Raw genomic sequence first — 21,849 nt, 5'->3', positions numbered from 1 at the left:
GGCCCCTCTCCGCGCTGAGGGTGAGTCACTTTGCCCCTATTGTTGCGAAATACTCAGATGCTCCCTAGCCGCCACGCCTCTGGCTGCCGCGGCCCCTGCCCACGTGGTTGAACGCGAGGTTCAGCAGCACCGCCGTCAGGCAGCCCGCGCTCACCCCCGAGTCCAGGAGCGTCCGCAGCGTCTCGGGGACGCCCGCGCCGTCGTAGAACGTCCGCGAGATCACCGGGATCATGCCGACGCCCAGCGAGGCCGCCGCCACCAGCAGGTTGTCGCCCCGGTCCAGGCCCGCCCCCAGCAGCACCTGGATGCCGCTGGCCGCCACCGTCCCGAACAGCACGATGCCCGCCCCGCCGAGCACCGGCCGCGGCACGACCGCGATGAGGGAGGCGAACGCGGGGCTCAGGCCGAGCACGACGAACATCCCGCCGCACGCGGCCACCACGTAGCGGCTGCGCACCCGGGTGATCGCCACCAGGCCGATGTTCTGCGCGAAGGCGCTGTTGGCGAAGCCGTTGAAGAACGGGCTGACGGCCGTGCCGAGCGTGTCGGCGCGCAGGCCCGCCGCGATGGTCCGCTCGTCCGCCGGGCGGCCGACGACCTGCCCGAGCGCGAGCATGTCGGCGGTGCTCTCCGTCATGCAGACCAGCATCAGCACGCACATCGACACGATCGCGGACAGCGTGAAGTGCGGGGCGCCGAAGTGGAACGGCGTCGGGAAGCCGACGGGGTCCGCGTGCTCGACCGGGCCGAGGTCGACCGCCCCGGCCGGTATCGCGATCAGGGTGCCGGCGACCAGGCCCAGCAGGATCGCGATCTGCCGCAGGAAGCCTCGCAGGACGCGGCGCAGGACGAGCACGATCGCGAACGTGGCCGCCGCCAGGGCCAGGCTCGTCGGCGAGGCCGGGCGGCCCGGGGCGCCGCCCTGTATCCAGCCGAACGCCACCGGCAGCAGCGTGAGGCCTATCAGGGTGATGACGGTGCCGCTCACCAGCGGCGGGAAGAAACGGACGAGTCTGCAGAACCAGGGCGCGAGGAGGAAGCCCAAGGCCCCGGCGACCATCACGGCGCCGAAGATCACGGGGAGGGCGTCCCTCTTGTCGGCCTGCGTGGCGGCGACCGCGGTCATCGGCGCGACCCCCGCGAAGGACACGCCGTTGACGAACGGCATCCGCGCCCCCACCTTCCAGAACCCGATCGTCTGGAGCAGGGTCGCGATGCCCGCCGTGAAGAGGGCCGCGCCGACGAGGAAGGCCGTCTCCGCCGGCGGCAGGCCGACGACCGCGGCGAGGACCAGCGGCGGCGCGACGACGCCGGCGTAGCTCGCGGCGACGTGCTGCAGCCCGCCGGCCAGGAGCCGGCCCGGCCGGAGCATCTCGTCGACGGGGTGCGGGGCGCCGAGGGCGGCGGTGGCGGCGGTACGGGCGGTGCGGGTGGCTTCGACGTCGTCTGCGGCCACGGCGTGCCTCCTTCGCTTCTGAAGCCGCCGCGACGGCGATCAGCCCCCGCGGACCGGGACCGGCCGAGGGCCGTCCCCCTCGGCCGGCGTTTCAGGCGCCTTCGGCCAGGCGGGCCAGGCGCTGCGCCTCCGCGCGCGCGGCGCGGGCGATGTCGTCCTCGTCGGCGGTGACGAGCCGGCCGTGCTCGACGACGGGGCGGCCGTTGACCAGGGAGAGGGTGACGGGCGCGGGCGGACCCAGGACGAGCGCGGCGACCGGGTCGGCGATCGTGGAGTGGCCGAGGCCGTCGAGCTTCCACAGCACCAGGTCGGCGAGTTTGCCGGGCTCCAGCGAGCCGATGCCGTCCGTCCGCCCGAGCACCTGCGCGCCGCCGTACGTGCCGAGCCGCAGTGCCTGACGTACGTTCAGCGCCTTCTCGCCGCCGGCCAGCCGGTGGACGAGGAGCGCGTTGCGCAGCTCGGTGTGGAGCTCGCCGGACTCGTTGGACGCGGTGCCGTCGACGCCGAGGCCGACGGGGACGCCGGCCCGGAGCAGGTCGGGCACGCGGGCGGTGCCGGCGGCGATCCGGGCGTTGGAGGAGGGGCAGTGGGCGACGCCCGTGCCCGTGCGGGCGAAGGCGGCGATGTCGGCGTCGGCCATGTGGATGCAGTGGGCCATCCACACGTCGTCGCCGAGCCAGCCCGTGGACTCGAAGTAGTCCGTGGGGCCCATGCCGAACTTCTCCTTGCAGTACCGCTCCTCGTCGACGGTCTCGGCGCCGTGCGTGTGCAGGCGCACGCCCTTGCGGCGGGCCAGCGCCGCGGCCTCGCGCAGCAGCTCGGTGGTGACGGAGAAGGGCGAGCAGGGCGCGACGCCGATGCGCAGCATGGAGTCGAAGGCCGGGTCGTGGTGGGTGTCGACGGCCTCTTCGGTGGCGGCGAGCGCGGCGTCGGTGCTCTCGACCGCGAAGTCCGGCGGCAGGCCGCCGGCGGACTCCCCGAGGTCCATCGAGCCGCGCGTGGGGTGGAAGCGGACGCCCAGCTCGCGGGCGGCGCGGATCTCGGCGCCGAGGAGGTCGCCCGAGCCCTCGGGGAAGACGTAGTGGTGGTCCATGGCGGTGGTGACGCCGCCGCGGGCCATCATCGCGAGGGAGCCGCGCGCCGCCTCGTACACCATGGGTTCGTCGATGCGGGCCCAGGTGGGGTAGAGGGCGACGAGCCAGTCGAAGAGGTTGTGGTCCTGGGCGAGGCCGCGGGTGATCCACTGGTAGAAGTGGTGGTGGGTGTTGACCAGGCCGGGGGTGGCCAGGTGGCCGGTGCCGTCGACGCGCCGGAGGACGCCTTCGAGCCCGGCGGGCGCGGGCCCGGGGCCGACGGATTCGATGCGGTTGCCGGCGACGACGACGTGGCCCGAGGCGTGCTCGGTGTCGTCCGCGTCGACGGTGGCGATCGCGCAGTTCTCGATGACGAGGCGTTCGGTGCTGGCGGTGGGGGGTGCGGCGGCCACGGTCATTCCTCGCTGTCGGTCCAGGTCCAGGTTCAGATTCAGATTCAGGTTCAGATTCAGGGAAGGTTGGTCAGGTCCACCGGGACGGCCGCCGTGGCGCCGTCGCGCAGGACGGTGGCCTCGATGAGGCCGTACGGGCGGTCGGCCGCGAAGTACACCTCGTTGTCGTTGTCGAGCCCGAAGGGCCGGAGGTCGGCCAGGAAGTGGTGTTTGTTGGGGAGGGAGAGGCGGATCTCGTCGATGCCGGGCTCCTGGTCGACGACGCGGGAGCCCATGGCGTAGAGGGTTTGCTGGAGGGAGAGGGAGTACGTGCCGGCGAAGGCGGCCAGCAGGTGGCCGCGCGTCCGCTCGTAGGACGCGTCCCAGTCCGGCTTCTCGCCCTCGGGCCGGCCGGCGTGCCGCCAGAAGGCGTTGACCTCGGTGGCGAGGATCCGGTCGCGGGTCTCGGGGAGGGTGGTGTAGCGGTCCTTCACGTAGCCGTGGAACTCGGAGTCGGTGGTGTTCATGACGACGAGGCCCTTGAGGCCGGAGAGGACCTGCCACGACTCGCCGTCCCCGTCGTAGGTGACCTGTGCGGTGCGGGTCTCCTGACCGCGGCGGACGAAGGAGTGCGCGGCGCCGCCGGTGGCCGGTATCCGGTCCCAGCCGTACTCCTCGACCCGGATCCGGGCGGTGTGGATCGTCTCCTGCTGGGAGACGAAGTGGCGCGCCAGCCGCACGGCGAACTCCTCGGCGGACGCTATGCCGTACTCCTTGGCGAAGGCGAACACGGTGTTCTTGGTGGTGTCCGTCGGCAGGACGCCGGCGTTGGAGCCCCGCGTGTGGACGTCGTCCATGGCGCCGGAGAGGGCGATGGAGACGTTGAGGTCCCTGATGTGGTGGACGGGGCCTTCGCGGGTGACCCGGACGACGCGGGTTTCGGCTTTGCCGTACTGGTTCTGGCCGAGAACGGTGGGCATGGTGGGTGCTAGCTCCCTCGGTACACGGAATAGCCGAACGGACTGAGCAGCAGCGGTACGTGGTGGTGCTCGCCGGGGACGACCGCGAAGGCCACGGCCACCTCCGGGAAGAACGCGGTGTGCTTCTCGACGCCGAACCGGAGCCGGACGTGCGCCGTCCCCTCCGGCGTCGCCGGGAGCCCGGCGCACCGCCCGTCCGCGTCCGTCACGGCCGTGCCGCACACCGACCAGGGCGCGTCGTCTCCGCTGCGCGCCGCGAGTTCGACGGCGACGCCCTCGGCCGGGCGGCCGGCGGCGGTGTCCAGGACGTGCGTGGACACGGTGGCGGTGGGTTTCACGGGCGGGCGCCTTCCTGCGGGGCCTCCAGCAGCCGGGCCAGCCTGATGCGGTTGATCTTGCCGAGTTCCGTGCGCACGTTCTCCCTTTCGCGTTCCGGCGTGTTGCCGAGCCGGTGCCGGATCGCGTCGAGCATCCGGGTCGCGTCGAGCCCGGTGGCGCAGATCAGGAAGACGTGCCCGAACTTCTGCTCGTAGGCCAGGTTGAGTTCGAGCATCTCGGCCCGGAGCGCGGACGGGGCCTGCGCCATGCCGCGCTGCTCGCGCGCGGAGGCCGGGTCGCCGGGTTCCGGGCGCCCGATGGGCGGGTGCGCCGCCATGGCCTCGGTCAGGGCGGCCGCGGAGAGGGCGGCCGTGGCGGCGTCGCTCGCGGCGAGGAGGGCTTCGGCGGCGGGGTAGGGGCGCCGGGCGAGGAGCGCGTCCGCCCACGCGCGGCTGCCGCAGATCGCGTGCAGCGCGGCGCGGGCCGCGCCGTCCTCGGCGGTGTTGAACCGGGTGAGTCCCGGCGGCGAGCTCGGAGTCACGGGCGCCTCCGTGGTGGCGGTGACGGGCTGCATGGCGGGCTGCCCCCATGACGGGGCTGCGGGGACGGGCTGCGCGAGCTGATGACTGCGCATAGCTAACGCCCCGGCGAACGCCGCGTCAACAGTTTGTTGAAGAAGTCGCCGAAGTCGCCCGGGAACGTCAGGAACTTTCCGAACCGTCCGTCCGGTTGAGGTAGTTGTAGATCGTGAACCGGCTGACGCCGAGCGCCGCGGCGACGGTCTCCACGCCGTGCCGCAGGGAGAAGGCGCCGCGCTCCTCCAGCCCGCGCACGACCGACTGCTTGGTCCTGCGGTCGAGTTCGGCCAGGGGCCTGCCGTGGCGGCGCTCCAGGTCGGCCAGCATGTGGCCGAGCGAGGCCGACAGGCGCGGCAGCCGTACGGCGACGACCTCGCGGCCCTCCCAGGACAGCACCACGTCGCCGTCCTCGGCGCGCTCCGGGTCGATCAGCTCGCCGCCCATGGCGTCGACGAGGGGCGCGACCGCCGTACGGAAGGGGTGGGCGGCCGCTTCCCCGGTCACGGCGCCTCCTCCGCCGCCGCCGGAGCGTCCTCGCCGACCACGCTGACCTGCAGCGACACCCGGGTGGCGCCGGCTTCGAGCGAGGCGCTCAGCACCTGCTGCACGGCGTCGAGCACGGCGGCGCCGGCGCCCTCCGCGGCGTTCCCGAAGGGGCCGACATCCACGGCGTCGAGGGCGGCGCCCTGCAGGGCGTCCCGGGCGGCCTCTGCATGGGGCGGCATCCGGTCGAGGTCGAACGGTTCGGTCGTGAACTCCACTCGCAATCGCACGACGGTCAACCTACCCGCCTTGACAGGCGGCGGGAACGGCAGCACGCTTCCGTACAGCAGAATGCACTTTCCGTTATACGGAAGGAGAGTGGACGCGATGCCCCACCCGATGCCCCACGGGACACCTCACGGAACGCCCTTCCCCCGGCACCGCTTCGCCGTCAACCTGTCGATGCTCTTCACCGGACTGCCGCTCCTGGAACGGCCCGCCGCGGCGGCGGCAGCGGGCTTCGACGCCGTCGAGATGTGGTGGCCCTGGCCTGCGACACCGACTCCGCCGGACCGTGAACTCGACGCCCTGCGGCGGGCCTTGGACGACGCCGGCACGCGGCTGGTGGGCCTGAACTTCTACGCCGGGCAGCTTCCCGGGCCCGACCGGGGCGCCCTCTCCGTGCCCGGCGCGGAGTCCGCCCGCTTCCGCGCCAACCTCGACGTGGCGACCGGGTTCGCGGCCTCCCTGGGGTGCACGGCGCTCAACGCCCTGTACGGCAACCGGATCGCGGGCGCCGATCCGCGCGCCCAGGACGCGCTCGCCCTGGAGAACCTCGTACGGGCCGCGGAGGCGGCGGACCGCGTGGGCGCGCAGGTGCTGATCGAGGCGCTCAACCCCGTCGAGTCCCCCGCGTACCCGCTGACCGGTTCGGCAGCGGCCGTCGCCCTGGCGGAGCGGGTCAACGAGGCCACCGGGCTCGGCAACGCCCGCTTCCTGATGGACCTCTACCACCTGGCGGTGGCGGGCGAGGACGTGGCCGCGGCGATCACCGCGTACGGGAAGACGTGCGGCCACGTCCAACTGGCGGACGCGCCGGGGCGCGGCGCGCCCGGCTCCGGCGTCCTGGACGTCCCTGACCTGCTGGAGCGGCTCGAACGGGCCGGGTACGGCGGGTGGGTGGGCCTGGAGTACCGGGCCGCCTCCGGCGCGGGGGCCTTCGACTGGCTGGACCAGCCGCGACGCCCCGCCCACGACGACCCGTCCACGACGTAAGGACCCCTCATGCCCACACCCCCTCCCCTCCCCCGCGTCGCCTGGATCGGGCTCGGGATCATGGGGCTGCCCATGGCCTCGAACCTGGTCAAGGCCGGGTACGACGTCACCGGTCACACCCTCGAACAGGACGGCCTCGACCGGCTGGCCGCCGCGGGCGGCACGCCCGCCCCCTCCGTCGCCGCCGCCGTCCGCGGGGCGGACGTCGTCGTCACCATGGTCCCCGCCTCGCCCGACGTGGAGGCCGTCGCGTACGGCGAGCGCGGCGTCCTCGCGCACGCCGCGCCCGGCACGCTCTTCGTCGACATGTCGTCCATCACCCCCCGTACGTCCGTCGAACTCTCAGAAGCCGCCGCCCGCAAGGGCATCCGCGTCCTGGACGCGCCCGTCTCCGGCGGCGAGGCCGGTGCCGTCGAAGGCGTCCTGTCGGTCATGGTGGGCGGGGAACGGGCCGACTTCGAGCGGGCCCGGCCGCTCTTCGGGGCGCTCGGCACGACGGTCGTGCACTGCGGCCCGCACGGCGCCGGCCAGACCGTGAAGGCCGCCAACCAGCTGATCGTGGCCGCGAACATCCAGGCGTGCGCCGAGGCCGTGGTCTTCCTGGAGAAGTCCGGCGTGGACCTGGAGGCCGCCCTCGACGTGCTCGGCGGCGGGCTCGCGGGCTCCGCCGTCCTCAGCCGCAAACGGCACAACTTCCTCTCCCGGCACTACCCCCCGGGCTTCCGCATCGACCTGCACCACAAGGACATGGGCATCGTCACGGAGGCCGCCCGCGCGGTCGGTGCGGCCGTGCCCGTGGGCGCCCTCGTCGCGAGCCTGGTCGCCGCGGCCCGCGCCCAGGGCGACGGCGGGCTCGACCACTCGGCCCTGCTGCGCGGCGTGGAGCGGCTGTCCGGCATCGAGGCCGGGAGGGCGCGGCGATGACGACGATGCCCGCCATGCACGCCGCCGTGCACATCCTCAAGGACGAGGGCGTCGACATCGCCTTCGGCTGCCCCGGCGCCGCGGTCCTGCCGCTCTACGAGGCGCTGCGGGCGGTCGGCGGCATCGAGCACCTGATCGTCCGGCACGAGGCGGGGGCCGCGCACATGGCCGACGGCTGGGCCCGGACGAACGGCAGGACCGGCGTCGCCATCGCCACCTCGGGCCCGGGCGGCACCAACTTCGTCACCGGCCTCTACACCGCGTACGCGGACTCCGTGCCGATGCTGTGCGTCACCGGGCAGGCGGTCTCCACCAAGCTGCACCAGGAGGCGTTCCAGGCCGTCGACATCGTGGAGATCGTCCGGCCGGTGACCAAGTGGGCCGTGCAGATCAAGGAGGCGGCGCAGATACCGTGGGCGTTCCGGGAGGCGTTCCGGATCGCGCGGTCGGGCCGCCCGGGGCCGGTGCTGATCGACATCCCCGTCGACGTCGCGCGCCGCGAGATCCGCTACGACCCGGCCCTGGACGCGGCGCTGCCGGTGTCCGTCGCCGCCCCGCACCCGCCGCGCGTGGAGGCCGCGCTGGACCTTCTCCTCGCCGCCGAGCGGCCGCTCGTGCTGGCCGGCGGCGGGGTGGTCCTCTCCGGGGCGGAGGCCGAACTGCGGGAGCTGGTGGAGCTGCTGGAGGTGCCGTTCCAGGTGACGCTCATGGGCAAGGGAGCCGTCGAGGACGACCACGGCCTCCACATGGGCACCACCGGCATCCAGACCTCGCAGCGCTACGCCAACGCCTCCTTCCTGGAGTCGGACTTCGTCCTCGCCGTCGGCGCCCGCTTCGGCGACCGGCACACGGGGGCGGACCTCTCCGTCTACCGGGGGCGGCGGGTCTTCGTGCACGTCGACGTCGAACCGTCGCAGCTGGGCCGGGTCTTCGAGCCGGACCTGGGCGTCGTCTCCGACGCGCGGCTGTTCCTGGCCGCGCTGCTGGCGGCGGCGAAGGCGCGGGGCGCCCGCCCCCGGCACGGCGCGTGGGCCGCCCGCTGCCGCGGCCTCAAGAGGTCCCTCACGCGGCGCGACGACTACGACGCCGTGCCCGTCAAGGCGCCCCGCGTCTACCGGGAGATCAACGAGGCCTTCGGGGCGGACACGTGGTTCGTCACGGCCATCGGCCTGTACCAGATCTGGGGAGGCCAGCACCAGAAGGCCCACAAGCCCCGCCATTACCAGGTCTGCGGGCAGGCCGGGCCGCTCGGCTGGGAGGTGCCGGCCGCGATCGGCGTCAAGAAGGCGCTGCAGGGCATGGGGCGGGGCGCGGAGGAGGTGGTCGGCGTGGTCGGCGACTACGGCTTCCAGTTCACGGCCGAGGAGCTCGCGGTCGCCGCGCAGTACGACGTCCCCTTCGTACTGATCATGCTGAACAACGAGTACCTGGGGCTGATCCGGCAGGCCTCGGCCGGCTACGGCATGAACTACCAGGTGGACATCCACTACGACGAGACCGGCACGGACAACGTCAAGCTCATGGAGGCGTACGGCTGTTCGGGAAGGCGCGTGGCGGAGCCCTCGGACATCCGGCCCGCGATCGAGTGGGCGCGCAAGGAGGCCGCGGCGACCTCGCGGCCGGTGCTGGTGGAGGTGCTGATCGAGCGCGAGGCGGACACCCCGCACGGCCCGGACATCGACGCCGTCCGCGAGACCGAACCCGTACCGGAGCGCTAGCGCACGACGGGCGCGTGCGCCCTCGCGCTCGGCGGCGACACGAGAGGCGCGGGGGGCGCACCCGCCCTCTTCGGCATTCACTCCCCCGGCGCTCCCGCATCGTGGACGATGGGCCCGTACTCCTACCTCACGGACCCGTTGCTGGAGCCGAATATGGCCAAGAGCGTGCCGGTTCACTGCCCGACGTGCCGTCGCGAGCACAACTTCACCCCGCCCACCTTCCCCTGCGCGTGCGGTACGCCGCTCACGCTGCCGGTGCAGGCGGACGCCTCCCCCGAACCCGTGGCGCACCGCACCTGGCGCGACGCGTGGGTGGCCGTGCGCTGCCCGTCGTGCGACCGTCAGGACCAGTGGCCGCGGCCGGAGTTCGGCTGCTCGTGCGGCACGGTGATGCGGCTGCCCGTCCCGCCTCCCGAGTCCGGGTCCGCATCCGGGGAGGGAGGGGACGGCCCCGGGGACGGGCCCGGCCGGGCGCTGCGCCCCGCCTTCCGGCCGGTCGCCATCCGCACCGCGGGCGACGCGGTGGTGGCCGCCGAGCGCTATCTGACGTGGCTGGGGTACGCGGGCGTGTCCCGGCCCGGCGATCCCCGGGAGGAGGGCGTCGACCTGCGAGCGGCCGGGCTCGTCGCCCGGGTGGACCCGTCCACCGTGCCGGCCTCGCTGCGGGACGTGGAGTGCCTGTGGCTGCACGGGATGGCGGACGGTGCGTGCGGGGCGTTCTTCTCCCTCGCCGGGTACGCGCGCGAGGCCCGCTCCCGCGCGGACGACCTGCGGGTTCCGCTGTTCGTGATGGACCTCACCGGTACTCCGCAGCCGCTGAACGCCCCGGCGGACGAGCTCGTCGAGCGGGGGCCCGTGTGAGCCGCCCGCACCGCCAAGCTCAATTTTTCCTCTGAACCACGCCCGGACGATGGCGAGTTGGGGGTGGACGGGCGGAGACTTCGTACCGGGCCCGCGAGTCGGACACGGGGGATCGCGGGCCCTCCAGCCCAGGGGGGGTGTGGCCGGCCGGCGGTGCTCCGCTCAGCCCGCCGGCACGGCCCCGGAGCCCGTGGCCATGTCCCGCAGCTCCACCTTCCGCACCTTGCCGCTGACGGTCATGGGGAAGGCGTCCAGGATCCGCAGGTGACGCGGGATCTTGTAGTGCGCGAGGCGGCCGCGGCAGAAGCGGGCGAGCTCGTCGACGCTGAGCGCCCCGTCAGGGTCGCGGAGGATGACGCAGGCCATGATCTCCTCGCCGTACTTCTCGTCGGGCACCCCGATGACCTGCACGTCGGAGATCTTGGGGTGGCTGTAGAGGAACTCCTCGATCTCCCGCGGGTAGACGTTCTCCCCACCCCTGATGATCATGTCCTTGATGCGGCCGACGATGCGGACGTAGCCGTCGTCGTCCATCACCGCGAGGTCACCGGTGTGCATCCAGCGCTCGCCGTCGACGGCCTCGGCCGTGCGCTCCGGCTCGTCCCAGTAGCCGAGCATCACCGAATAGCCGCGCGTGCACAGCTCGCCGGGCTCGCCGCGGCCCACGGTCTCCCCCGTCCCGGGGTCGACGACCTTCACCTCGATGTGCGGCAGCACCCGGCCGACGGTGCCCGTGCGCCGGCCGACGTCGTCGTCGCGCCGGGTCTGGGTGGAGACCGGCGACGTCTCCGTCATCCCGTAGCAGATGGAGACCTCGGACATGTGCATCTCGCCCATGACCCGCTTCATCACCTCGGTCGGGCACGGCGAGCCCGCCATGATGCCCGTCCGCAGCGAGGAGAGGTCGTACGTGGCGAAGTCCGGCAGCTCCAGCTCGGCGATGAACATGGTGGGCACGCCGTAGAGGGAGGTGCAGCGCTCGCGCTCGACGGCGTGCAGCGTGGCGGTGGGGTCGAAGGCCGGGGCCGGGATGACGGCGCAGGCGCCGTGGCTGGTGACGGCGAGGTTGCCCATGACCATGCCGAAGCAGTGGTAGAAGGGCACGGGCAGGCAGACCCGGTCGGCCTCGGTGTAGCCCAGCGTCTCCCCCACGAAGTAGCCATTGTTGAGGATGTTGTGGTGGGAGAGGGTGGCGCCCTTGGCGAAGCCCGTGGTCCCCGACGTGTACTGGATGTTCACCGGGTCGTGGCAGCTCAGCCCCGCCTCGCGCTCGGCGAGCCGCTCGCGGGGCACGCCCTCCCCGGCCGCGACGAGGCCGTCCCACGTGGGGTCGCCGATGTGGACGACGTCGCGCAGCGCCGGGCAGTCGGCGCGGACCTGTTCGACCATGCTCCGGTAGTCGCTGGTCTTGTGCGCGGCGGAGGCGACGAGCAGGGCGACGCCCGCCTGGCGCAGCACGTAGCGGAGTTCGTGGACGCGGTAGGCCGGGTTGATGTTGACCATGATCGCGCCGATGCGGGCGGTGGCGTACTGGACCATGACCCACTCGGGGCAGTTGACCGCCCAGATGCCCACCCTGTCGCCCTTGGCCACCCCCTTGGCCAGCAGGCCCAGCGCGATCTCCTCCACGGCCCGGCCGAACTCGGCGTAGGTCCAGCGGCGGCCGCTGGGGACGTCGACGAGGGCGTCGCGGTCGCCGAAGCGCTCCACGGTGAACGCGAGGTCGGCGCCGATGGTGTCGTCGATCAGCGGGACGGAGGTGCTTCCGGCCTCGTACGAGGGTGTGGTCACCGGTGGTCTTCCTCTCGGTACTCGTCTCCGCCGCCCGACAGCTCGCCGCGCGCGGTGCGTTCGCGCAGCTCGATGCGGCGGATCTTGCCGGACACGGTCTTGGGCAGCTCGGCGAACTCCAGGCGCCGGATGCGCTTGAAGGGGGCGAGGGCGGCCCGCGAGTGGGCGAAGAGGGCCTTCGCGGTGCCGGGGCCGGGCTCCCAGCCCTCCGCGAGGACGACGTACGCCTTGGGCACGGCCAGCCGCAGCGGGTCGGGGGCGGGGACGACGGCCGCCTCGGCCACGGCCTCGTGTTCGAGCAGGGCGCTCTCCAGCTCGAACGGGCTCACCTTGTAGTCGCTGGACTTGAAGACGTCGTCGCTCCGGCCCACGTAGGTGAGGTAGCCGTCGGCGTCGCGGGAGGCGATGTCGCCGGTGCGGTAGTAGCCGCCGGCCATGGCCTCCGCCGTGCGCTCGGGGTCGCCCGCGTAGCCCGTCATGACGCCGACGGGACGCTCGGAGAGGTCGAGGGCGATCTCGCCCTCGTCGGCCGGCTCGCCCGTGACGGGGTCGAGGAGGACGACGGTGTAGCCGGGGCCCGGGCGGCCCATGGAGCCCGTCTTCACCGGCTGGCCGGGCGGGTTGGCGATCTGCACGGTGGTCTCGGTCTGCCCGAAGCCGTCGCGGATCGTCACGCCCCACGCCCGCCGGACGGTCTCGATGACCTCGGGATTGAGGGGCTCGCCCGCGGCGACGGCCTCGCGGGGCGGGGTGCGCAGGGCCCGCAGGTCGGCCTGGATGAGCATGCGCCACACGGTGGGCGGCGCGCAGAAGCTCGTCACACCCGCCCGGTCCATCCCGGCCATGAGGCGGGCGGCGTCGAAGCGGGTGTAGTTGTGCACGAAGACGGTAGCCTCGGCGTTCCACGGGGCGAAGAGGCTGGACCAGGCGTGCTTGGCCCAGCCCGGCGAGGAGATGTTGAGGTGGACGTCGCCCGGCCGGAGCCCGATCCAGTACATGGTCGTCAGATGGCCGACGGGGTACGAGGTGTGGGTGTGCTCGACGAGCTTGGGCCGGGCGGTGGTGCCGGAGGTGAAGTAGAGCAGCAGGGGGTCGTCGGCGCGGGTGGGGCCGTCGGGGGTGAAGGTGTCGGCGGCGTGGGCGGAGTCCGCGTAACAGAGCCAGCCGGGGGTGCGGTCCGGCCCGGACGCGGGCTCCGTGCGCTCCCCCACCGCGATCCGCGTGTAGGCGCCGGGAACGCCGTCGAACTTGCCGGTGTCCCCGGCCCGCACGACGACATGGGCCGCCCGGCCGCGCTCCACGCGGTCGGCCAGGTCGGCCGTGCCGAGCAGCGGGGTGGCCGGGATGACCACGGCGCGCAGCTTCATCGCGGCGAGGGCGGTCTCCCACAGCTCGGCCTGGTTGCCGAGCATGACGACGACGCGGTCCCCGGGGCGCACGCCGTGCTCGCGCAGCCAGTTGGCGACCTTGTTCGAGCGGCGGCGCAGGGCGTCGAAGGAGTACGCGGCCTCGGTGCCGTCCTCCTCGGCGATCCGCAGGGCGGTGCGGTCGTTGCCCTCGGCGATGGTGTCGAACCAGTCCAGCGCCCAGTTGAACTCCGCCGGGCGGGGCCAGACGAAGCCCTCGCGGGCCGCCCGCCAGTCCTCGCGGTGCGCGAGGAGGAAATCCCGGGCCGCGCGGAATGCGGCGGCGGGACCGGGCGTTGCACCTGTTTCTCCTGCGGCCGGCGGCTTCGATGACATCACTAGTCCTCCAGATTGCGGGGCGCGTCGCCGACCCGCATGGTTAGCATCGTGCGACGGTGATCTGAGTCTCACCACCCCCGAACGGGGGTGGCCGCATTTCAGGGATACGGAGATTCCACCTCCGGATCCGGGACGGGGAGGCAGCGATGGGAGACCCGGACGGAACGGCCGAGGTACGGGCGGCGCTGATGCGGATGCGGAAGGGGGCCGGGTTGCCGGTCGCCTTCGGCGGTCTGCTCACGGGCGCCCGGCAGTTCCGAATATCGGACATGACGGGAACGACGACGCCGGTCCTGCGCGGGCTGGCCATCCGCACGGGCAGCGGGCTGGGCGGCAAGGCGGCCGCCCTGACCAGGCCGCTGTCCGTGACCGACTACCAGTCCTCGCACGTCATCACGCACGAGTACGACGCGGCGGTGGCCGCCGAGGGCCTGCGCTCCGTGCTCGCGGTGCCCGTCGTCGTACGGGGCCGGGTGCGCGGCGTGCTCTACGGCGCCCTGCGGCGCCCGCTCACCCTCGGGGACCGCTCCCTGACCGCCGCCGTCGACGCGGCGCGCGAGCTCGAACAGGCCCTCGCCGTCCAGGACGAGGTCCAGCGGCTGCTGTCGGTGGCCCATCAGCCGACCACCGCCGACCCGGCGATGTGGGAGGAGGTCCGCGAGGCGCACTTCGAGTTACGCGCCCTGGCACAGCGTGTCACCGACCCCCTGCTCCGGCAGGAGCTCCTCGCCGCGTGCGGGCGCCTCGCCGCCGCGTCCTCCGCCGACCCCGCGGCCCGGCGCGCGGGCCCGGACGTCGGCCTGTCCCCGCGCGAGGTGGACGTCCTCGCGTGCGTGGCCTCCGGCGCGACGAACGCCACCGCGGCGGAACGGCTGGGCCTGCGCCCGGAAACGGTCAAGAGCTACCTCCGGTCGAGCATGCGGAAACTGGGCGTGCACACGCGCCTGGAGGCCGTGGTCGCGGCGCGGCGGGCGGGGCTGCTGCCGTGAGGGCGGTGGCTCTTGCGGGGGCGGTGCGGTGACCGCTGCGGGGCCGGCGCGGTGTCCCCCGCGGGCCGTTCACGGGTCCGTCAACGAGGCGTCAAAGGAGTGGCACTGAGGGTCAACAGGCTGTCAAGGGGGAGCTCGGCGGGGTTCGGTGCGGGCATAGCGTGAACGGCGGCGCCACGGCGCCGTCAGCGACGCTCCCATCCGACACCTCCCGAGCTTCCTGAGGACCGTCATGCACCTGAGCCGTACCCCCGCCGAGGCCGCCGCAGTCGCAGCCGTCGAGAGCGCGACCGGCGGCGAGGAACCCGCCGAACCCTCCGAACCCTCACATCCCTCGGGGCAGGCCCCCGCCGAGCCGCTGTACGTCCCCGTACGGCGCTGCGCGTGCGGCTTCGCCCTGCGGGTCTTCCGTTCGCCCCTCGGCACGCGGACCGCCGTCGCTTTCACCACGGAGCGGCGGCTTTCGGACGTTCTGGGCCCCGATCAGCCCGCCATCCGCCTGGCCCTCCCCGCGGTACGGGCCCTGGCCTCGCCCCTCGGTGTCGACCTCGTGTCGGTAGACCCCCAGCTGACGGCCCCGCCGGTCCGCCCCGACCGGGCGGATCCTCCGCTGACGGCGTTGGCGGGCTGAGGGGGCGCCGGACCGCCCCGCGGGGGTTGTCCGCCGTCCCGGCGGAGAGATCTCGCCTGTCGGCAAGGCATACCCGTTCCCTCCGAACAGTCCGGCTCAGCTGTCCCTGACAGAAGAACCCGCCGCAACGGCGATCAGCCACAACGACGCAAACCGGTGGTGCCGAACCCGGCCCGGGGCCTCGGCACCACCGGCCCCGGCGGAGCCGGAACCGACCCGGGCCCCGGCGCCGCCGGCAAAACCCTTCCCCTTTTCCCCTTGCCGCAGGCAAGGAAATCCCGCCGCAACGGCGAACAACGCCCGCGGCGCGACCCGGCGGTGCCGAGACCCGGCCCATGCCACCCCGCAGCAATCCCTCCGAAGGAGACCCCGTGGCCATGCCGACCGCCCCCGTATCCCCGCCCCGTCCGCAGGACGCGCCGGCGGCGCCCGTATGGCCCGCGTCCGCTCAGGAGGTGCCCGGTGGCGGGCTCGCCGTCGGCGGGGTGCCGCTGGCCGAGGTCGCCGACCGGTTCGGCACGCCCGTCTACGTCATGGACGAGGACGAGGTGCGGGCCCGCGCCCGCGCCTGGCGCGCCGCCCTGCCCGGCGCCGACGTCGCCTACGCCGGCAAGGCGTTCCTCTCCCGCGCCATGATCCGCTGGATCGAGGAGGAGGGCCTGTCCCTGGACGTCTGCTCCGCGGGCGAGCTGGAGCTCGCCGTGCACAGCGGCTTCCCCGCCGAGCGGATCGTGCTGCACGGCAACGCCAAGAGCCCCGACGACGTGCGGGCCGCGCTGCGCCTGGGCGTGGGCCGGATCGTGATCGACGGCACGGGCGAGATCGCCCGGCTCGCCGCCCTCGTGCCGCCGGGCGCCCGCCAGCGGGTGCTGCTGCGGGTCGTGCCGGGGGTGACGGCGGGCGCGCACGCGGCGGTGCGGACCGGGATGGACGGCCAGAAGTTCGGCCTGTCGGTCGCGGGCGGCGAGGCGGAGGAGGCGGTGGCGCGGCTCCTCGGCCAGCCCAGGCTGGAGCTGGTGGGCCTGCACTGCCACCTCGGCTCGCAGATCGCGGGCCTCGGCCCGTACGTGACGGCCGTGCGCCGGCTCGTCCCGCTGCTGGCCCGGATCCGCGACCGGCACGGGGTGACCTTCCCCGAACTGGACCTGGGCGGCGGCTTCGCCATCGCCTACCGCGCGGGCGACCCGGCCGTGGACCCGCGCACGTATGCCGAGCGGGTCACGGGCGAACTGGCCCTGGAGTGCGCCCGCTTCGGGCTGCCGCTGCCCCGGCTGACGGTGGAGCCGGGCCGGTGGATAGCCGGGCCGGCGGGCGTCGCGCTGTACCGGGTCCTGTCGGTGAAGTCGACCGGCGGCCGGACGTTCGTTGCCGTCGACGGCGGCATGAGCGACAACCCGCGCCCGGCGCTGTACGGGGTGCGCTACACGGTCCGCCTCGCGGGCCGCTCCTCGACCGCGCCCGGCCGCGCCGTGACGGTCGTGGGACGGCACTGCGAAGCGGGCGACGTGCTCGCCGACGACGTGGAGCTGCCCGCCGACCTGCGGCCGGGCGACGTCCTGGCCGTACCGGCGTCGGGCGCGTACCACCTGTCGATGGCCTCGTCGTACAACATGGTGGGGCGGCCGCCCGTGGCCGCGGTGTCCGGGGGCCGCGCGCGGCTGCTCGTCCGCCGCGAGACACTGGCGGACCTGCGCAGCCGGGATGTCGGGGAGTGAGACGGGACGGACGACGCGCACGACTATAAGCTCGGACGGCAGGACCGTCTCGCGACCGAATTCGGCATGTATATCCTGTTCGCTGGTCCAGCGAAGAGCGCGAGAGGGAGTTCCACCCGTGTCCGAAAACCCTCCGCGCCGCCAGCGCCCCACGCCCAGGAACACCCCCGGCGGCACTCCCCGGAAACACTCCTGGCTCCGCCCGGCGAACGGCCGCACGGACGGCGACGCCGCCACCCCGCCCGCCCCGCCGGCGGCCGGGCCCGGGGACGGCGCGGGCAGCATCGTGCACGCCGCGGTCTACCGCGACGGCCTGCGCGTCGCGACGCCGGACTCCCTCGCGGACACGTACCGCCGGCTGCGCGAGCAGCCCGAGGGCATGGCCTGGATCGGCCTCCAGCGCCCGAGCGAGAGCGAACTCCTCTCCCTGGCCGAGGAGTTCGGGCTGCACCAGCTCGCGGTGGAGGACGCCCTGGAGGCCCACCAGCGCCCGAAGCTGGAGCGCTACGGCGACACCCTGTTCGTGGTCCTGCGGGCGGCCCGCTACCTGGACGCCCCGGAAGAGGTCGACTTCGGCGAGCTCCACGTCTTCGTGGGCCCCGACTTCGTGATCACCGTCCGGCACGGCGCGGCCCCCGACCTCTCGGCGGTGCGCAGCCGCATGGAGGCCACCCCGGAGCTGCTGTCCCTGGGCCCGGAGGCGGTGCTGTACGCGATCCTCGACGCCGTCGTCGACGGCTACGCCCCCGTCGTGGCGGGCGTGCAGAACGACATCGACGAGATCGAGACCGAGGTCTTCAGCGGCGACCCGGCCGTCTCCCGCCGCATCTACGAACTCGCCCGCGAGATGGTCGAGTTCCAGCGCGCGACCCGCCCCCTGGTCGGCATGCTGCACGGCCTGATGGCCGGCTTCGCCAAGTACGGCACCGACGACGAGCTCCAGCGCTACCTCCGCGACGTCGCCGACCACGTCACCCACACCAGCGAGCGCGTAGACGGCTTCCGTTCGGCCCTGGCGGACATCCTCCAGGTCAACGCCACCCTCGTCACCCAGCAGCAGAACGCGGAAATGCGCGCCCTGGCGGAAGCGGGCTTCGAGCAGAACGAGGAGATCAAGAAGATCTCGTCGTGGGCGGCCATCCTGTTCGCCCCCACGCTGGTGGGAACGATCTACGGCATGAACTTCGACGCCATGCCCGAGCTGCACTGGGCCTTCGGCTACCCCTTCGCGATCCTGCTGATGGCAGCGGTGTGCACAAGCCTGTACTTCATCTTCAAGCGGCGCGACTGGCTGTAGCCACTCACCGCGCACCAATGATCGACTTGGCACCGGCATTCCTTCGCGGCGACGCCGCGCCGACCTCGGTGGCTCCAGGCTTGACCCTGATGAGTTCGCCTCCGCCCTGGCATAGGTACCGTTCTGATGGAGACGCCTGAACGGACGGAGGCACCATGCCCTGCCGAACGCCTGAGCCGAGCCGACCCGTCAACAGGTCGGGGGTGCGGTGATGCTGGAGGAAGCCGAGGAGATCGGTCGCCGCGCCCGTCGTGCCCGCCTCCGCCTGGGCATGCCGCAGGCCGACCTTGCCTCCGCTCTGGGCAAGTCTCAGGGCTGGGTCTCGAAGATGGAGCGCGGCCTGATCGAACTGGACAGGGTCGGCGTCCTGAACCTGCTGGCGGCCGAGTTGCACGTCCACCCCAACGATCTGATCGGCCGCCCGTACACCAGCTCCCCCGACGAGAACCAGTGGCAGGTTGCCGCGTCCTCGATCCTGCGGGAACTGCGTCGCTACGACCTCGCCCCCGTGTTCGACGGCACCCCGCGTCCGGCGGCGAAGCTGTGGCGGGAGATGACGCGCCTGCACCGGCTGCGGGACGCCGCCGCGAACGTGGCCATCCTGCGCGTCCTGCCGGACCTGCTCCGCGAGTCACGCGCCCTCGCCGAGGTGACCACCGGCCACGAGCGGGAGGAGGCCTACGCGATCTACGCGGTGTGCTGCAAGTTCGCGCACACCGCCGCCCACGCTCTGGGCCACCCCGAGCTGGTCGCCATGGCCTGCGAGCGGGCCGCCTGGTCCGCACGGCTGTCCGGCGACCCGGTCTTGCCCGCGGTCGCCGACTGGATGCGGGTCTGGGACATGTGGGCGAGCGCGGACTGGGAAGACGCCATCGTCCTGTCCGACAAGGCCATCAGCACTCTTCAGCAGGACTACGAGCGCGGCGAGCCGTTGGCCCTGCGGGCATGGGGCACCCTACAGCTCCGTGCTGCGGTCTCCGCAGCACGAGGCGGCCGGGCAGCGGAGGCGGAAGACCGCATCGATCTCGCCAGGACGGCGGCCGACCGCATGGGCGAGTACGCCGGGCCTCCGGTGTACGACAGGCACTCGCTGACGTTCTCGCCCGGCAACGTCCAGATCCACGCCATCAGCGTGGCTCTGGAGATGGGGCAGCAGCGAAAGGCCCTGACGATAAACCACCGCACCAGCCCGGAGCTGGTCGTTTCCCTGCCCAACTCGCGTCAGGGACACCACCACATGGACCTCGCGCGAGCCTGGCTATGGGATGGGCGCCGCGACAAGGCACTGGGCGAACTGGAGAGGGCGGAGCGGATCGCCCCCCAGCTCATCCGTAACCACCCCATCGCCCGCTCCACCCTTCGCAGCATCGTCTACGCCGAGCGAGCGGCAACACGGGAGAAGTTGCGGCACATGTCCGACCGCTTCCACCTGGACGGATGAGGGTCGTATTCCTCGGGCTCATATTCGGCCCCTGACCCGTTCCTAGCGTCAGGGGCATGAGCGGACGACCAACTCCCCATCTGCCTGCGCAGGGGGCCGAGTTAGGCACAACGGCCCCGTTCCTTCCCCAGCTCGGCGACCTCGCCGCCGACACCGCCCGGAACGGCCGGGTCGGCGTCGTCGTCGCCCTCCCCGGCGAAGGCGCCGCGACGTACCACCTGCGCCCACCGGGCGGTGGTCCGGCATGCTCCGCGCCGGCCGACGCCAGCACGTTGGAGCCGGTGCCCGCCAGGCCGACACACGCGACCCTGCTCGTCACCGACGCGGTCTACGACCCTCGTGCCAAGCAGGGCTCGGTGGCCATCCTCGTGCACCACGAAGACGGCGGCCGCAGCGAGGCCGCGCTGATTCTCACGCCGACCGACCTTGAGCGCCTGCACGCCCAGACCGGACGCATACTCGCCGACCACGAGCACTCTCGCGGCGGGGCGCCGTGATGCCCGAGGGACGGCACCGCGCGCCGGACCACGGTCCGAGCAGCCCGACTCACCGCGAATCCGGCGGCATCGCCCTGACCGTCCTGGCCCTGCTCGGCCTAGCCGGACCTGCGTGGATTCTGCGCGGCCAGGCCGCCGATCTTCTCCCCACCGAGCGGCCCACGGCCGTCTCCATGCCGGACATCACCGAGCCGGACCCCTAGACCGCTCCGGCCCCCGGCCTGGGGCCTGCCCCCGGGTGCCGGAGCACCGGACACCGCCCTGGAGGAGGTGCGGTGAGGGGGCGCCCGAGCTACGGCGGGCTGCCCCGCAGCACAACCCGTTCCGCCTGGTGGAAGCCAGCGGCTCGGCTCCGCCGGGCGGAACGGCGCTCGACCCGGCACATGTCGTACGGCATCCGATCGGCCGCCCATCGCTGTGGGCGGGCGGACCATCACCAGGGAGGGAAGCCCGTGGAGATCCCGTACATCGTCGTCGACCAGCTCACCCCGTCACAGCAGCAGGTATGGAACACCCATTTCGGCGACGCCGACCGCCCCCGCTACATCGAGGAGGGCATCTGGCGCCGCACCCAGGAGGAGGCCACTGCCGACCAGTCGGGCTGGAGCGGGGGCGACGACGCCCGTCGCCGACTCATCCACTACCGCTACCGGTACGGCCTGGTGTCGACCACGGCCGCCCCCGCGATCGGCCTGACCGACCTGTACCTCTACCACTCCGTGACCGCGCCCGCCGACGAGATCACCGCCCACGAGGACGCGGTGAGGACCGCGCTCGCGGTCGGGGGATGGAAGCGCACCTCCGGCGGAGCCTTGTGGATGCGCCGCGACCTCAAGTGCAAGATCACCCAGTACGTGTCGCACCCCCAGGACGCCGTGGCCCGCCGCAAGCTCCCGCAGAACTACCGCAGCCTCGACGTCCAGATCACCTCCGCCCAGTACGCCCCGCCGCCGGCCGTGCGGCAACGGCCCTGGGACGTGCTGGCCTCCGGCATCCGGATCAAGGACCAGCGCGGCACACCCACCCTCGTCCCGGACCTGTCCGTCCTCGCCGATCACCTGCCCTTCCAGGTCGAGATCGGCTGCGGCACCTCCGTGGAGGCCGGCATCCCGCCCCTGCACCGCCTCCACGAGATCTACCGCGTCACCGACCGCCAGGGCGACGACCCTCGCGAACACCGCTTCACCCTCTCCCCCGTCTCCGACCCGCTTCTGCACGAGGTGCTCACCGAGCCGGAGGAGAAGACGGCCGAGTTCACCGAGATGTTCAAGGCGTGCTTCTTGGCCGAGCCGACACCCGCCATGCACGCGCTGAAGGAGCTTCACGACGCCGGACACCTGGTCGGGCCCGTGATCACCAACAACTTCGACGTGCTGGCAGCCCGCGCCGGCCTGGAGGAGTGCTTCATGCGCCGCTACGACCAGGCCGTACCGGACGTCGAGTGGGTGGACGGCGCGAAGGCCCTGCTCGTCGTCGGTCTGCACGCCGACCGGCGCAAGGTCCAGGCCCGCGCCCGCGAGCGCGGTCTGAAGGTCGTCTACCTCGACCCCGAGGGCTTCTGGCACGACGGCCAGTTCAAGCCCTACCCGCTGGAAAGCCCCCAGGACGACGACCTGGTCTGCCGGAAGCCGGCCGCGGAGGGTCTGCCGGAACTCGTCAACCTCCTCGCTAAGCCCACCAACTGA

At 73.1% G+C, this 21,849-nt stretch carries 21 protein-coding genes; 12 read left to right on the top strand and 9 right to left on the bottom strand.

Features of this window, described 5'->3' with window-relative positions:
- Positions 1-64 precede the first annotated feature (64 nt).
- The 7 genes from B7P34_RS09965 to B7P34_RS09940 form a co-directional block, all read right to left on the bottom strand.
- Positions 65-1,456 (bottom strand): nucleobase:cation symporter-2 family protein, encoded by a 1,392-nt coding sequence (locus B7P34_RS09965; protein ID WP_223267695.1) that lies wholly within the window; start codon positions 1,454-1,456, stop codon positions 65-67.
- A 91-nt stretch (positions 1,457-1,547) separates the two neighbouring features.
- Complete coding sequence (locus B7P34_RS09960) at positions 1,548-2,942, bottom strand: 8-oxoguanine deaminase (RefSeq protein WP_106675490.1); 1,395 nt, start codon at positions 2,940-2,942, stop codon at positions 1,548-1,550.
- 56 nt (positions 2,943-2,998) lie between these two features.
- A complete protein-coding gene (pucL, locus tag B7P34_RS09955) occupies positions 2,999-3,901 on the bottom strand; it encodes a factor-independent urate hydroxylase (RefSeq protein WP_106675463.1) in 903 nt (300 codons plus the stop codon).
- A gap of 8 nt (positions 3,902-3,909) precedes the next feature.
- Positions 3,910-4,239 (bottom strand): hydroxyisourate hydrolase, encoded by a 330-nt coding sequence (gene uraH / locus B7P34_RS37415; protein ID WP_189382637.1) that lies wholly within the window; start codon positions 4,237-4,239, stop codon positions 3,910-3,912.
- Entirely contained in the window at positions 4,236-4,853 is a 618-nt protein-coding gene (gene uraD / locus B7P34_RS37410; protein ID WP_189382635.1) for a 2-oxo-4-hydroxy-4-carboxy-5-ureidoimidazoline decarboxylase, read from the bottom strand. Before uraD ends, uraH begins: the two co-directional genes overlap by 4 nt.
- A 67-nt stretch (positions 4,854-4,920) precedes the next feature.
- Positions 4,921-5,301 carry a helix-turn-helix domain-containing protein gene (locus B7P34_RS09945; RefSeq protein ID WP_223267694.1) on the bottom strand — a complete coding sequence of 127 codons (381 nt, stop codon included), beginning with the start codon at positions 5,299-5,301 and terminating at the stop codon, positions 4,921-4,923.
- Entirely contained in the window at positions 5,298-5,570 is a 273-nt protein-coding gene (locus tag B7P34_RS09940) for a hypothetical protein (RefSeq protein WP_106675462.1), read from the bottom strand. The genes B7P34_RS09945 and B7P34_RS09940 overlap by 4 nt, the downstream gene beginning before the upstream one ends.
- Positions 5,571-5,667: 97 nt before the next feature.
- Here B7P34_RS09940 and B7P34_RS09935 point away from each other — a divergent pair, with 97 nt between their 5' ends.
- From B7P34_RS09935 to B7P34_RS09920, 4 genes are all read left to right on the top strand, one after another.
- Positions 5,668-6,555 (top strand): TIM barrel protein, encoded by an 888-nt coding sequence (locus B7P34_RS09935; protein ID WP_223267693.1) that lies wholly within the window; start codon positions 5,668-5,670, stop codon positions 6,553-6,555.
- 9 nt (positions 6,556-6,564) lie between these two features.
- A complete protein-coding gene (locus tag B7P34_RS09930; protein ID WP_106675461.1) occupies positions 6,565-7,479 on the top strand; it encodes a 2-hydroxy-3-oxopropionate reductase in 915 nt (304 codons plus the stop codon).
- Entirely contained in the window at positions 7,476-9,197 is a 1,722-nt protein-coding gene (gene gcl / locus B7P34_RS09925; protein WP_106675460.1) for a glyoxylate carboligase, read from the top strand. The genes B7P34_RS09930 and gcl overlap by 4 nt, the downstream gene beginning before the upstream one ends.
- Before the next feature lie 153 nt (positions 9,198-9,350).
- Positions 9,351-10,058, top strand: a complete 708-nt coding sequence (locus B7P34_RS09920; RefSeq protein ID WP_106675459.1) for a hypothetical protein — start codon at positions 9,351-9,353, stop codon at positions 10,056-10,058.
- A gap of 162 nt (positions 10,059-10,220) precedes the next feature.
- On the opposite strand, the gene B7P34_RS09915 is transcribed toward B7P34_RS09920, so the two are convergent.
- Entirely contained in the window at positions 10,221-11,849 is a 1,629-nt protein-coding gene (locus B7P34_RS09915; protein ID WP_106675458.1) for an AMP-binding protein, read from the bottom strand.
- Complete coding sequence (locus B7P34_RS09910) at positions 11,846-13,591, bottom strand: AMP-binding protein (protein WP_106675457.1); 1,746 nt, start codon at positions 13,589-13,591, stop codon at positions 11,846-11,848. The genes B7P34_RS09915 and B7P34_RS09910 overlap by 4 nt, the downstream gene beginning before the upstream one ends.
- Positions 13,592-13,740: 149 nt before the next feature.
- Between B7P34_RS09910 and B7P34_RS09905 the strand changes: the two genes are divergently transcribed.
- The 8 genes from B7P34_RS09905 (at position 13,741) to B7P34_RS09870 (ending at position 21,849) form a co-directional block, all read left to right on the top strand.
- Positions 13,741-14,583 carry a helix-turn-helix transcriptional regulator gene (locus tag B7P34_RS09905; protein WP_106675456.1) on the top strand — a complete coding sequence of 281 codons (843 nt, stop codon included), beginning with the start codon at positions 13,741-13,743 and terminating at the stop codon, positions 14,581-14,583.
- A gap of 232 nt (positions 14,584-14,815) precedes the next feature.
- A complete protein-coding gene (locus B7P34_RS09900; RefSeq protein WP_223267692.1) occupies positions 14,816-15,214 on the top strand; it encodes an SAV_915 family protein in 399 nt (132 codons plus the stop codon).
- A gap of 377 nt (positions 15,215-15,591) precedes the next feature.
- Entirely contained in the window at positions 15,592-16,929 is a 1,338-nt protein-coding gene (lysA, locus tag B7P34_RS09895) for a diaminopimelate decarboxylase (protein ID WP_106675485.1), read from the top strand.
- 118 nt (positions 16,930-17,047) lie between these two features.
- A complete protein-coding gene (locus tag B7P34_RS09890) occupies positions 17,048-18,226 on the top strand; it encodes a magnesium and cobalt transport protein CorA (protein WP_106675455.1) in 1,179 nt (392 codons plus the stop codon).
- 211 nt (positions 18,227-18,437) lie between these two features.
- The gene (locus B7P34_RS09885) at positions 18,438-19,667 is read left to right on the top strand and encodes a helix-turn-helix domain-containing protein (protein ID WP_106675484.1); all 1,230 of its coding nucleotides are present in this window, start codon (positions 18,438-18,440) and stop codon (positions 19,665-19,667) included.
- A 56-nt stretch (positions 19,668-19,723) separates the two neighbouring features.
- Positions 19,724-20,164, top strand: coding sequence for a hypothetical protein (locus tag B7P34_RS38400; protein ID WP_223267691.1), 441 nt, complete (start codon positions 19,724-19,726; stop codon positions 20,162-20,164).
- Entirely contained in the window at positions 20,164-20,367 is a 204-nt protein-coding gene (locus B7P34_RS09875) for a hypothetical protein (protein WP_106675454.1), read from the top strand. Before B7P34_RS38400 ends, B7P34_RS09875 begins: the two co-directional genes overlap by 1 nt.
- Before the next feature lie 249 nt (positions 20,368-20,616).
- On the top strand, positions 20,617-21,849 hold the full coding sequence (locus B7P34_RS09870) for a hypothetical protein (RefSeq protein WP_106675453.1): 1,233 nt from the start codon (positions 20,617-20,619) through the stop codon (positions 21,847-21,849).

Source organism: Streptosporangium nondiastaticum (genome assembly GCF_003011965.1).
Taxonomy (GTDB): Bacteria; Actinomycetota; Actinomycetes; order Streptomycetales; family Streptomycetaceae; genus Streptomyces; species Streptomyces nondiastaticus.
Note: the sequence above shows the minus strand (reverse complement) of the source record. Positions and strands in the feature narration are given on the sequence as shown.